This is a genomic window from Chryseobacterium vrystaatense (genome assembly GCF_000737765.1).
Lineage (GTDB): Bacteria > Bacteroidota > Bacteroidia > Flavobacteriales > Weeksellaceae > Chryseobacterium > Chryseobacterium vrystaatense.
This window is the reverse complement of the sequence record NZ_JPRI01000010.1, coordinates 315,036-327,503: the sequence shown is the minus strand read 5'-3', so window position 1 is coordinate 327,503 and position 12,468 is coordinate 315,036. Positions and strand designations below refer to the sequence as shown.

Genomic DNA, 12,468 nt, shown 5'->3' with positions numbered 1-12,468 from the left:
ATAAGATTTCATGAAAAAATGTTTGATTTTCAGTTCAGTTAAAAGAATGTAACAGATTTTAGATGTGGGCTGTTTTATCTTTATCAATGTTATTCTATTTCTGATATGAAAAAAGTGATATGTTCAGTGTTTATTCTGTGCGGAGTTTTCGTACTCTCGCAGGATAATGTGAAAAAAGATACAGTAGAGCAATCTAAAACAGAGGAGATTCAGGAAGTAATCCTGAAATCTCAACGCAAAAAACAATTTGCGGATAAGGCTGTTTATACTTTTGATAAAGAGGCACTGGAAAAGGCCCGTTATGCAAAAGATTTATTAAAGACATTACCGGAATTGCAGCTTGATCCTGTTTCCAATACGCTAAAGAGTATCAAAGGAGGAACTACATTATTTTTGATCAACGGAATTGAAGCAACCGATATGCAGATCCGTAGTGTTCAGCCAGGCGAAGTTATCAAAGTAGAATATTATGATATTCCACCGGCAAGGTGGGCTTCAAGAGCGGATACTGTTATCAACCTGTTAACACGCTCTTCCGAAACAGGATATGTTTTCGGTGCAGATCTTACCAGTAGCCTTACAACAGGATTCGTAAACGGATCAGCCTATGCCAATTATACAAAAGGGAAAAATGATTTCGGTCTAGAATATTCTATTAATCTAAGAGATTATAGCAACAGGATAGTCCATAGTATTTATGATTATCACCTGGGAGGGGAGCATTACCGTTCGGATGAAGAGAGAAAAGATCATTTTGGATATACGTATCAAAATCTGGCTTTGCGTTACACCCGTCAGGTTCCGGATAATTATGCATTTCAGGCGAAATTGAATTTGGATATTCTCAATAGTTTTTTCAAAGGAAACGGACAGAGTATGTTCACAAAAGACGACCTTTCTGAAGAGCATCAGATGTTAAAAAATGGAGGATCAGATTATGTAACCCCTACATTGGATTTATATTTTTCAAAAAATATAAGCAAAAAAGATGAACTGAGTTTAAATGTTGTAGCCAATCGTTTTACAACCAATACTTCTGAGTTTGCTAAAGAGTGGATTATTTCTTCGGGACAATCTGTATTTGATAATGACATGAATCTGAAAGCAAAACAAACCGGATTTGTAGGAGAACTTGCTTATACCCATGATTTTGAAACCGGCAAACTTTCATCTGGATATCGGGTCTCTAACACTTCTATTTCTAATGATCTGCAGAATTTATCAGGCTTTTCCGAATATAGTGTGAATTATCTGGAGCAATATATCTACTCTGAATTTGCCGGAAAAATAAAGAAGTTTAACTACCGGATTGGAGCCGGACTTATTAATATTCATAATAAAAGTGCAGAAAATACTTTTGATGAATGGTCTTTCGTTCCAAAGCTTGTTTTGGGTTATCAGTTGAAGAATAACCAAAGTATACGTTTTACAAGCAGTTATAAACCAAAAAGTCCATGGAGTGCTGCTTTAAGCAGTAATGTAGTTCAACTGGCCCCCAATATAGTTCAGCGGGGAAATCCTTTTCTCACTGCTCAGCAGACCTGGACCAATAATCTGATTTATTCATTCAATAATAAACATTTCGATTTTAATGCGAATCTGTTTTACCATTATACCAATCACACCATTAATCAGTTTTATGTGATGGGTACTGCATTAGGTGGATATGCACTGACTTACGAAAATGCTCAGAATTCAAAACAGTATGGAGCCTTTTTAACAGGCTCTTATAAACCGTTTGGGAATAGTTTATTGGTACTGAAAGCGGTAATCTCCCCAACTTCAGAAACGGTAAGAACGAGCAACGGTGCTTTGATCAAGAATGATTATATAGGAAATAATTTTGTGCTGTCTTCAGAGTATAAATCATTCAGTCTGGAATATCAGATTAATATTCCCGTATATAGTCTTAGTGGCGCGTTTCTGGTCATAAATGAAAATCAAAATCATGTATTCGCCCGTTATAAGCATAAAGAATGGACGTTCTCAACAGGAATGTACTGGATTGGAATGCCTTCAGAATACAAAACAAAAAGCTTAAAAGAAAGTTTGGTTAATTATTCCAGGGTAGGGCAGATTATGAATAATAAATCAATGCTTGTTCTGGGATTAAGCTATGATTTTTCAAAAGGTAAAAAAACAGATTTACAGAGAAAACTAAATAACTCAACAGCGCCGGCTGCAACTTTCTAAGATTAAATAATTCATTAAAATATCAAGCCCGTTCAGAAATTCCGGACGGGCTTGATTACTTGTTATATAGACAGTTTTATTTTTTTATAAACTTCACTGTCTCTGTTTTGGTGTCGTTTCCGGAAACCTGTATAAAGTAATTGGCTGTCGGAAGCTCAGAGATCTGTACTTTTCCGGACTTTAAATCTGTTGTTTTGATCAGTTTTCCATCTAAACTGTAGATGTTGGCAGTCGTATATTTTTCCATATTTCCTTTAAACCCTATATAATCCTGTGCAGGATTTGGGTATACAGCAAAACTTTCTTTTCTCGCAGTGTCTGTAACGGCTAAAAATGTTTCGTTCAGAGCCAGAGCACTGGAAGTGGACTGATTGATACCCAGTATAGGAACTGAAATATTACCGGTTGTTGAAGTTAGTAATGCATATCTGTGCGAGGCGTCGTAGTAAGCGTATGCAGTATTGGTAAAAGTTCCTATTGCATTGGAATAGGTAATGTCAAAAGGAGCAAATAAACCGAAATTCTGGCTGAATTTTACTCTCAGTACGTTAGTGTAAGTTTTGCCTCCAATGATCAGCGTTCCGTGAGCATCAGCAACAGTAATCATGTTCCCGCTGAAAAGTCCGTTGGCCACCGATGAGGTGAAATTTCCTTTAGCGGTGTCATTTTGTGTAATTCCGAAAACGGTAGGATAATTCATATAAGTGCCGTTGTCGACAGCAAAATTCAAAGTAGCTTCAGGATTAATGACTCCTGTAATTTCCAGTTTCGAAGCAGATGATTTATAAAAAATGGTAGTAGCTCCGCTGATCATTTTAATCGTAGAACCCGGAAATGTCGTCAACTCAGCAGCAGAAGGAGTTGAATAAGCGGTTGGGGATGCCGTTCCCTGTGTCAGACCTCCGTTTGAAAATGTGACATTAGCTCCTAAAGCGGAATTATCTACTGTCCCTGTAACGGTATAATTATTCGCGGTATCACCTGATACGGGATCGTTGGCTGCTTTGGTCAAAGTGATCTGCGCAGAAAGTACACCGGAAATACCCAGCATAAAAAGTAATGTTTTTTTCATGGTCAAAATTTTTACTAAGATAAAGAAAAAGAGATATTAGTTTTTGTGTTAACTTGTTTTTAATGAATTATTTAAAAAAAATAACCGTCCGGTATGATCGGACGGTTGTTCAGTGCGTTAAATATTTTTTTTCTAGTTGCTCATGATCTTGCGGTAGGCATAGATATCTTCAATTGTTACCACGCTCATCTCTTTTGAGGACGCAAATTGAACGATCTCCGGCAGCCTTGCCATAGAACCGTCTTCATTGGTCAGTTCGCAGAGAACAGCATCGTCACCGAGATTAGCCATTTTCACAAGATCTACACTGCCTTCCGTATGACCGCGTCTTTCGAACACGCCACCTTCTTTAGCAATAAGCGGGAAAACATGTCCCGGGCTTGCAATATGATCGGCCTCTGCATTTTGTGCAACAGCAGTTCTGATCGTTGTTACACGGTCTTTTGCAGAAACTCCGGATTCAACGCCTTCCTTGGCTTCGATTGAAATGGTAAATGCTGTTTGATTTTTAGAGTTGTTGGTTTCCACCATTGGACGCAGATTGAGATGCCTGCTTTTTTCTTCCGAAATGCATAGACAAACGATACCGCTGCATTCGCGGATCAAAAGGGCCATGTCTTTTTCTGTAATGGTGGATGCGGGAAAGATGATATCCCCTTCGTTTTCGCGGTTTTCATCATCTACTAAAAGAATTCCTTTTCCCTGTTGTAGTTTTAAAAGTGCATTTTCTACACGTTCTGTGGAGGTTGCTCCAAATTGTTCTAATAATTTTTCCATGTTATTTTACTTTTAAAAGTTAAAATAGTCTTCGGTACATGGAAATGAAATACGGCACAATAAACCCGTAAGGAATCTTACTGGCCGTTTCATTTTCTTCTCCCATCCAGACTTTAACTGTCGGTTTTGGAATTTCACCAAATCAGTCCCTTCAAAAGAAAGGAGTCGCGGACTGTAACCGCCGGTAGGGAATTTCACCCTGCCCCGAAGAAAACTTATACTAAGTTTTACTGTATATTCTTATTTAAAATTTTATTTCATTGATTATATTTAACGCACAGACTGCAAATTTCGGGAAGTTTTTTGAATTGGAGAAGGGATTTTTGATAGTATTGGTCAATGCTACTTGGTAAATAGTTTTTTACTCGAAGTCCTTCAAATAGGTGACGATCTTTTTTTCCACAAAATCAGACAGTGAATTCGCAATTTTGATCACTTTCGGAGGAGAATGTTCATGGGCAAAAACGGCAATACTTTGATTTTCCAAATTGTACAGCAGCCGGTCGCCATCACCATACATCCAAAATTCACCGAGCATAAGATATTGTTTTTTTTGAATCAATTCAGGACTTAATTCCTGAAAATCGATTTCTATACCTTCCAGCTTTAAGATGGATACATTTTGATACCATGTGGTCAGATCTTCAGGAAACGGTATAGATAGTTCTTTTTCTTTATCCTGAATATCCTCCAGTTGAACGCCCGCTTCAATTACATCAGAATCACTATATGATTGAGTTAATTGCCTGAAAAATTTTGGATAGGTATTTTTTAGATATCCGAATTTATGTTCAACTTCTTTCTGAAGCTGTTTTTGCTTTTGTTTTTCCGCTTTACAGAAATCATCAAATTCTCTTTCCCACCCTTTTTTATAGAGATCAGAAAAGCCAACATTTATTTTCACAGATTTCAGCCAGTCAAAAGCGCCAAGCTGTCCGATGTACAGATTTCTGACTCCGCTGAAACTTTCCTTAGGTTTTATTTTAAGAAAGGCAGTTCTTCCACATATTTTTTCCACATCATCTTTATGATCAGAGAACCAGCTCAGCCATTCCTGAGCGGTGAGTTTTCCTTCTGAAAGGCGGCTGAATTTTTCAATGATTTCCTGTTGTATCATGGGCTGTCTGTTCTGTTCTGTTCAAAATTTATTTTTCTATCCATTCCCGGAAGAGACGGGTATTGCTCTGGCTTGTTATCAAATACCTGTCAAATCCCTCCATCTTTAAAGCTAAGGCATTTTTAGAATAGCGTTCAATTCTTTCGATTAACTTTTTGTTCACGAGCTCACTTCGGTTGATCCTGAAAAACTCCATAGGATCAAGCTGGATTTCGATTTCTTTCAGAGTAGATACATTTAACATATGTTTTTTTCCTGTTTTGTCCAAAGCAAAAACGACACCTTCATCAGCTTCAAAAAACAGAATGTCTTTAGTCTCAAAAAAGTAAATTCCCTGATTGGTATGAACGGAAAATCTTGTCTTGTATTTTTTTTCTGCCGTATTTCCAAGGATCTGATCCAGTTTTGAAAGCAGAGAATGATCGGTAGACTGATTTTTTCTCAGCAGCAGAAATTTATCCCAGGCTTTTTGAAATCTTTCCAGTGAAAAAGGTTTTAGCAGATACTCAATGCCGTTGCTTTCGAAAGCATCCATCCAAAAACGGTCGTAGGCAGTGGTGAAGATAATGGGACAGATAACCTGTACTTCACGATAAATATCAAATGCATTTCCATCCAAAAGTTCAATGTCTGACAGGATAAGATCAATAGAAACTGCTGTTTTTAGAAAATTCACAGCGTCCTGTACGGTATCTATTTCAGCTTCTACGGAAATGGGTTCTTTTACCTCATCCAGAAATCTTCTGAGCTTTTTTCTTGCCGGGATTTCATCTTCAACGATAAGAATTTTTATCATTTTTTCTTACTATGGGATTATTGGTAAAGTTACAGAAAACTCATTTTCCGTATGGATGATTTCAAACTGTTTGTTGGCCAAAAGAGTATATTGCTGTTTCAGATTCTTCAACGCCCTTCCGGAAGTCGATTTTGTTTTCCTTTTTACAATGGTATTATTGGATACGAGAAGAGTTTGATCTGCGTAGATACGGATCAGAACAGGATTTTTTTCCGTTCCCAGATTGTGCTGAATGGCATTTTCCAAAAGCAGCTGTAGGGTAAGTGGTATGATATTGCCTTCTATACTCTGGTTTTGAATTTCCAGCAGATAGGCATTACCATATTTATGCTGCATAAGTCCGAAGTATTTTTTTGCAAAAGAAATTTCTTCATCTATTGAGATCAGACTTTTATCAGAAACCTGAAGTACATAACGGTATATTTCAGCAAATTCATTCAGAAAATCAGAAGCTTTGTATTTATCCTCTTCAATTAACTGATCTAAAACATTCAGGTTATTGAAAAGAAAGTGGGGATTAAGCTGTGATTTGAGCTGGTTGATTTTTGTTTCAGAGAATGCCTGATTGTATTCCTCGATCTGCTTTTGTTTTTTTTTATTTTTTTTATAATAATAGAAAGCGAGAAAAAAGCTTCCATAGATAAAAGTGTCCATAATTTCGGAAAGCGTCGAAAGTATCAGGGTTTCCTGATTAAAGTTTCTTTCAAAAGTGTCAAAAGCCAGTGAGATGCACAGCCCCAATATCTTCATGACGGATAAATAGACCAGCATCGAGATGCTGAATATTTTTAGTGCTTCTCCTGTACTGAAAGTGTCCGATTTCTGCCAGTGTTTGATAAAAAGGTACATCACAAAAAACAGAATTCCGGCACTTATAAAAGACAGCACCGCTGCTTCCGGAGTGAAAATATACCAGTCAAGTTTTTTTCTTACCAAAAGCCTGATCTGTATAGATTGTGCATAGCCAAATAAAAATACAAACAGTAAGAAGTACTTGCTTTGCTGGATTTCATTCAAAATATTTCTCATAGATATTCTGTTCAGATGATACAAAAACAGCCCTATCATCAAATAAAGGGCTGATGATCACTTCAATTATTTTGTCGTATGATCAGGGAATGATGCGGTGACTTCTCCTTTGTCATTATAAAAATCAAGTTTTGCATTATTTTCTTTATCAACATAGAACATCGCTTTGGGCATTCCTTTATCGTCAAATAAAAACAGACCGTTGTTTTCACTTCTGGATTTTCCAAGTATAATTCTTGGAGCACCGCCTATCAGGTTCTTCTTTACATAGTCGTCATACTTCTGCTGCATGGCTTTGGGATCTTTTTTTCGGAGTTCACCAAGCTCTTTCATAATTTCGGCAGTTTTTATTTGTGATTCTTCAGAAGGGCGGTCATTGAAAGCAAGACTGCTGGAGACAAACCGCTTGCCTCCTTTCGTATAATCCTGAGTTAAAAGCTGCATGACCTGATCTCCGTCGTATTGATCATACGTTAATGATAAACCTGAGCTGTGTCCGTTTTCCTTTTTTTGTCCGTCATAGATAAAGCCGCCACATTCGATACCGTCTTCATTAAAAAACAACATCCCGGAACGTTTTTTCCGGCTTTCATTCGTCGGACGGGTATTTATTTTGTCGGTTCCATTGGGAAACCGGTCGACATTGGTAATGATCATTTTTACCGTTCCGTCTTTTTCCACGATATTGATTCTTTCGACATCAATTTCCGTGAATTTTTGATTTCCGTTTGTTTTAAAAGCTGATGCCGCCAGGAAAACCATCCCTATTACTGCCGCAAAAGCAAACGTTCTTAGAAAGATCAATTCTTTATTCATAGTATTGTTATATTATATAGGACAAAACTATTGAGATGTAAAATGATCATCAAGCCAAAAACAATGAGACAGGGAAAAATTCCTTTGAATAAAGGAATTTTGGGAATGAATTATTTGTTTAAAACAGGTTAAATAACGGATTAGGTATCACATGAAACATCATCCCATTCCTGATTCATATAAGTGATCAGCCAGTTCAGGGCGTAATGCCTTTCATACACAATACCGGGATCTATAGTTTCCATTTCCCTGTTGTTGATACGGGCATCTACACAGGCCCAGTCATATCTGTAATACAGATCTGCTGCATCAAGGATTTCAGATTTTGAACGGACCTCATGCGCGGCATTAATGAAATCGTTAGGATCACTGTCGCCCCCAACAGGATAATTTTCAGACGAAACATCATTCAGGTCACAAAGCTCATTGGGAAAGGGCAGAGTGTCCACTTTCTTCAATGCCCACAATAGGACCCAAATGCATTCACACTTCCAGCTTTCCTCAGATTTTTTGTCCTCTGTAGGATCATGTAAGAAATCTTTTTCGAGAGGAGTAACATCATTCCAGAGATTACCATCTTTAAGATAATCAATAGCTTCATCCGGATCGATAGAATCAAAGGCAATAAGATTGGTAACAGCGAGAACAGTTACTCTTCGCGCAATTTCTTTAGAAGTTCTCAGGGTAGTTTCCTCTTCCGTTTCTATATGGGGAAGGTTGAAATTGATTTTGACACCTTCTCTTTTGAGAATTTCTTCACTTTTTTCTTTTCGTGAGAGGTTGTCTTTTTCTGTTGAAATATGTAGCATGATAATAGATAAACGTGAATAATTTAGATAATTTCCTGAATAGTCTGCTCAAGCAACTGATTAAATGTCTCAGGGTTTTCCAGCATTGGATAATGACCTGTTCCTGCCATTTCAAGATAATTATAATCCTTTAAATACTTTCTGTTGTTCTCAATGTTGGTGGGGAAATTATCTGAATTGATGGCTCTTACTGGTACTGTAACTTTAGAAGCTGTTTCCCTGAAATCTTTTTTGTATAAAGGTCTGAGGAGATCGATCGCCCTTTCTGATGTGTTTTGCAGAAACTCATTCTGCAGCCTTTCTCTGACATCAGCCGGAGTACTTTCTGCAAAAAGATATTGAGGCAAAATATTTTCAACGGCATTTTTAAAATCATTACGATAGTGTACAAACATATATTGCTCAGCCTGTTCATCGTTAAAAGTTTCATCAAGATCCTTTATTGTATCTATGAGAATAAGAGCTTTAACTTTAGGTATTTTTAAAGAGGCTTCCAGGACATAAGCTCCGGACATCGAGTGTCCTACAAGAATGATTTCCTCTGAATTGATCTGTTCGGCTACCGCTTTGATGTCATCTGCATATAATTCGCTTGTCCATTCTTTTCTGGACGTGTCAGATTTTCCGTGTCCTGCAAGGTCCATTTGAACGATTTGATATGTATTGTTGAAATATTCCTGCTGGGCGTTCCACCATTCTCCATTCCCAAGCCATCCGTGTACGAATAGGATCGCAGGATTTCCCTGTCCGCTTTCTTTATAATGAATGCTTTGTCCGTCTGAGGATTGTGCGTATTTTTCCATAACTCATATATTGATTTGCTGTCTGTACAGCTTGTGATTAAAAGGCTAATGTACAAAAAGCCGATCGAAGGAGAATGGATTTCTTTGAATGATAGAAGAAAGTAAAGCCTTATTAAAATAGATATCTGATGTTTAGCTACGTAAAGGTTTGTATATTTGCAAACTTTCAGAAATTCAAAGAACTTTAGTAATGAAAAAACTCTATTTCGTATTATTTTCGATTTTAATGCATTTTTTTAATGCACAAAACATGGCTTTGGATCCATCATTTGGAACAGGCGGTTATTCTAATTTTGATACTTTTGATTCTACTTCAGATGCTGTCATGCTCCCGGATGGGCAATTTATTACGGCCACTTCAACAGGTTCCATCAGTATTAAAAAAGTGAAACAAAATGGAATGCAGGATACCGTTTTTGGCACGAAAACCTACGATATGGGGGCGAATGCATATGATAAAAGCGAATTAATCAAAAGAATTGTTTTACACAATGGTAAAATACTTATTTATGGCAGGGTCAATGCTACGCCTACCCATAGTCTATATGATTTGTTTGTTACAAGAATTAATATGGACGGTTCTTTGGATACCAGTTTTGGAACTAATGGTTTTACAACGCAGTCATTGGGACAAAATGGTTCAGCATATGATATGGCTGTAGATCCTTATGGCAATAGCTACCTGTATGCCTCTAATAATGGATACTATCTGACAAAAGTTAATTCGGATGGAATGATTGATACAGGTTTTGGAACCAATGGAAAATTAGCATTACCTTCTTTCACATGCTATAAGTTTTATATTCAGAATGATGGAAAGCTGGTCATGGCCGGATATCGATTGAATACATTAACAGGTCTGAACGAGTCTTATATGGAAAGAAGATTATCGGATGGTACATATGATCCTACATTTGGGAATAACGGAACTTTATTTATAACAGCTCCTGAGGGAGCTGTCATTAAAGGTTTTGAGTATAACTATTCAGACAATTCCATATTATGTCTGCATCAGTCGTACTCAGCGGCGGATACCTTCTTTTTATCCAAAATTAAAATTTCGGACGGAGCATTAGTTTCAAGTTTTGCCAATAACGGAAAAACATCTAAGTATTTCTTTGTAGATGCACCCCGTCTGAGGCTGAGTCAGATAACAGTACTGCCTAATTCTAAAATAGTAGTCATAGGAAGTGTAACGAGGTTCTTCAGCGGAGGACCCAATATCAATGAACAGTTATTCATGACAAGGTTTAACGCGAACGGAAGTATAGATTATACAGGTTCGAGCAGTGGATTCCAGATATTTATGACTACGCTACCACCTCCTGTTGCAGGAATCAGGGCCGATTATATTAATAAACTGATCAATCCCAATAATGGCTCACTTATTCTTGCCTATAGCGGAGGGAGTGTAACCACCGGTGATAAGTCATATTTGTGTAAGTTTATAGATTCATCCTATTTAGGGACGGATTCTGTACCGGATAAAGATCAGACTAATAAGTTTACACTATATCCCAATCCAGCGGGAAATACTCTAACTATACAAAACAAGAAGTATGGAAATGATGCTTTTAATTTCAAGATTTATGACCTATCAGGTAAAATGGTTCAGACCGGAGCTTCAAAATTGAATGACCGGATAGATGTTCAGTATCTGGAAAAAGGAAACTATACCATTCAGATTGAAACTAAAAAAGGAGATAAACATTCCGTGAAACTAATAAAAAATTAAAAGGATCATAAAAAAGACTTCTGTTTGTACGGAAGTCTTTTTTGTTTTTTAAGGTTTTACCATTTCCAGATCTGGGGTTCATCCTTCCAGATCAGCAACCTGAATTCTTCATAATGATTTCCATTACCAATGGTATGCGTATCTCTGCGGCCCTGATCTAATTTAAGTTGGTGCAAAATACCGGAATGAGCCCCAACCCAAAGTGTTTTTCCATCATCAGAAAGCGTCATACCGGAAATTGTGGAACCTAGGAAATGCCGCCACAATTTATTTCCTTTTTTATCAAATGCTTTAATATATCCGTAAGCATCCCCGAGGATGTAATAATCTTCTGTAGCTGTACCTGCATAAACTCTCATTTCCTCGTCGATAACCGTGTAATCATCACTCTCTGTATATGCTTCGATATCAGCACCCATATATTTATCCGAATTGATCCCTATTGTAATTCCATTATAAAAATGACAGGAATTCGTGATCAGCTGGCTGTCGTCTTTAGCAAACAAACAGAAATGTGGGTAGGATGACTGTGCTCCGACAGAGCCTACGGTATGGCCTTCGGGATCTAGAATTCTGTGATCATAACTTTGATCACCCACCACGATATATGAGTTGTCATTAGAGATTGTGGCGTTTTCCATGTCAATATCAGGAGTCCAGTCTTCCTCGTTGTTTTCGTTGATAGGATGAATCAGTTTTTCTTCCTTTTTTGAGATCAGATACATTCCGAATGATGTAACGAGAAGAACTTTGCTTCCATCGTTGAATGGGATAAGATCGGTAATGCCTGCTTCTAGGGGTTGCATAAGCTGAAATTCATTGATGAGTTCTCCGTCCCAATCCTGATAAACTGATATTTTTTCAGAGTTGGCAATGGCAAACACATGACGCTGTTTGGATTTTCCAATGGCCTGAATATTTTCGTCAAGCGCTGTCACCTGACCGTGATCCAGCAAATACGCCTGTCTTTTTTCATAAGAAGTTCCGGTCATGAAGACAATCTTCTGATCAGAAATAAAATGCAGCTGTTCAATACTTTGTGATCTGTTTTCAAATAAAGGAATGATTGGGGTATGTGCCGGAGGAAAATCTGCTCTGAAACTTTCTGTATCGCCATTCTGATTGGCTGTTTTAAGAAGGTTAAAAACCGCTTCTGCAAGATTTGATCTTGTATCTTCAGGTTCTTTACCTTTCCAGTTTTCCCAGCCGTTTTTTTCACCGAAATCAACCATTTCATTAATTTCTGTTGCATATTGTTCTCCTTTTGAGAACCATTCTTCCTGGATCTTAGTGTTTTGCATAATTGATGATTAAATAAAGT

Annotated in this window: 11 protein-coding genes and 1 riboswitch; of the genes, 2 read left to right on the top strand and 9 right to left on the bottom strand. The window is 37.4% G+C overall.

Annotation, left to right across the window (positions count from 1 at the left end; all coding sequences use genetic code 11):
- Positions 1–105 precede the first annotated feature (105 nt).
- A complete protein-coding gene (locus IW16_RS21690) occupies positions 106–2,193 on the top strand; it encodes a TonB-dependent receptor plug domain-containing protein (protein WP_034749572.1) in 2,088 nt (695 codons plus the stop codon).
- A gap of 76 nt (positions 2,194–2,269) precedes the next feature.
- On the opposite strand, the gene IW16_RS21685 is transcribed toward IW16_RS21690, so the two are convergent.
- From IW16_RS21685 to IW16_RS21650, 8 genes are all read right to left on the bottom strand, one after another.
- Entirely contained in the window at positions 2,270–3,265 is a 996-nt protein-coding gene (locus tag IW16_RS21685; protein WP_034749569.1) for a T9SS type A sorting domain-containing protein, read from the bottom strand.
- Between the two features lie 132 nt (positions 3,266–3,397).
- The gene (ribB, locus tag IW16_RS21680; RefSeq protein ID WP_034749567.1) at positions 3,398–4,042 is read right to left on the bottom strand and encodes a 3,4-dihydroxy-2-butanone-4-phosphate synthase; all 645 of its coding nucleotides are present in this window, start codon (positions 4,040–4,042) and stop codon (positions 3,398–3,400) included.
- Positions 4,043–4,132: 90 nt separating this feature from the next.
- Positions 4,133–4,258, bottom strand: a riboswitch (FMN riboswitch).
- Between the two features lie 145 nt (positions 4,259–4,403).
- A complete protein-coding gene (locus IW16_RS21675) occupies positions 4,404–5,159 on the bottom strand; it encodes an SMI1/KNR4 family protein (protein ID WP_034749564.1) in 756 nt (251 codons plus the stop codon).
- Between the two features lie 28 nt (positions 5,160–5,187).
- Positions 5,188–5,955, bottom strand: coding sequence for a LytR/AlgR family response regulator transcription factor (locus IW16_RS21670; RefSeq protein ID WP_034749561.1), 768 nt, complete (start codon positions 5,953–5,955; stop codon positions 5,188–5,190).
- 9 nt (positions 5,956–5,964) lie between these two features.
- Positions 5,965–6,984, bottom strand: a complete 1,020-nt coding sequence (locus IW16_RS21665; RefSeq protein WP_034749558.1) for a sensor histidine kinase — start codon at positions 6,982–6,984, stop codon at positions 5,965–5,967.
- A gap of 66 nt (positions 6,985–7,050) precedes the next feature.
- Positions 7,051–7,800, bottom strand: a complete 750-nt coding sequence (locus IW16_RS21660) for a hypothetical protein (RefSeq protein WP_034749555.1) — start codon at positions 7,798–7,800, stop codon at positions 7,051–7,053.
- A 140-nt stretch (positions 7,801–7,940) separates the two neighbouring features.
- Entirely contained in the window at positions 7,941–8,609 is a 669-nt protein-coding gene (locus IW16_RS21655) for a DUF4272 domain-containing protein (RefSeq protein ID WP_034749553.1), read from the bottom strand.
- Positions 8,610–8,632: 23 nt separating this feature from the next.
- Positions 8,633–9,412 carry an alpha/beta fold hydrolase gene (locus IW16_RS21650; RefSeq protein ID WP_034749551.1) on the bottom strand — a complete coding sequence of 260 codons (780 nt, stop codon included), beginning with the start codon at positions 9,410–9,412 and terminating at the stop codon, positions 8,633–8,635.
- A gap of 190 nt (positions 9,413–9,602) precedes the next feature.
- Between IW16_RS21650 and IW16_RS21645 the strand changes: the two genes are divergently transcribed.
- Complete coding sequence (locus IW16_RS21645) at positions 9,603–11,147, top strand: T9SS type A sorting domain-containing protein (RefSeq protein ID WP_034749548.1); 1,545 nt, start codon at positions 9,603–9,605, stop codon at positions 11,145–11,147.
- 56 nt (positions 11,148–11,203) lie between these two features.
- On the opposite strand, the gene IW16_RS21640 is transcribed toward IW16_RS21645, so the two are convergent.
- Positions 11,204–12,448 carry a hypothetical protein gene (locus IW16_RS21640; protein WP_034749545.1) on the bottom strand — a complete coding sequence of 415 codons (1,245 nt, stop codon included), beginning with the start codon at positions 12,446–12,448 and terminating at the stop codon, positions 11,204–11,206.
- Positions 12,449–12,468: the final 20 nt, after the last annotated feature.

Bases quoted from the DNA above. Each gene is read 5' to 3' on its own strand.
- IW16_RS21675 (WP_034749564.1), bottom strand. From the start codon at position 5,159: ATGATACAACAGGAAATCATTGAAAAATTCAGCCGCCTTTCAGAAGGA.
- IW16_RS21650 (WP_034749551.1), bottom strand. From the start codon at position 9,412: ATGGAAAAATACGCACAATCCTCAGACGGACAAAGCATTCATTATAAA.
- IW16_RS21690 (WP_034749572.1), top strand. From the start codon at position 106: ATGAAAAAAGTGATATGTTCAGTGTTTATTCTGTGCGGAGTTTTCGTA.
- IW16_RS21670 (WP_034749561.1), bottom strand. From the start codon at position 5,955: ATGATAAAAATTCTTATCGTTGAAGATGAAATCCCGGCAAGAAAAAAG.
- IW16_RS21665 (WP_034749558.1), bottom strand. From the start codon at position 6,984: ATGAGAAATATTTTGAATGAAATCCAGCAAAGCAAGTACTTCTTACTG.
- IW16_RS21655 (WP_034749553.1), bottom strand. From the start codon at position 8,609: ATGCTACATATTTCAACAGAAAAAGACAACCTCTCACGAAAAGAAAAA.
- IW16_RS21645 (WP_034749548.1), top strand. From the start codon at position 9,603: ATGAAAAAACTCTATTTCGTATTATTTTCGATTTTAATGCATTTTTTT.
- ribB (WP_034749567.1), bottom strand. From the start codon at position 4,042: ATGGAAAAATTATTAGAACAATTTGGAGCAACCTCCACAGAACGTGTA.
- IW16_RS21640 (WP_034749545.1), bottom strand. From the start codon at position 12,448: ATGCAAAACACTAAGATCCAGGAAGAATGGTTCTCAAAAGGAGAACAA.
- IW16_RS21660 (WP_034749555.1), bottom strand. From the start codon at position 7,800: ATGAATAAAGAATTGATCTTTCTAAGAACGTTTGCTTTTGCGGCAGTA.
- IW16_RS21685 (WP_034749569.1), bottom strand. From the start codon at position 3,265: ATGAAAAAAACATTACTTTTTATGCTGGGTATTTCCGGTGTACTTTCT.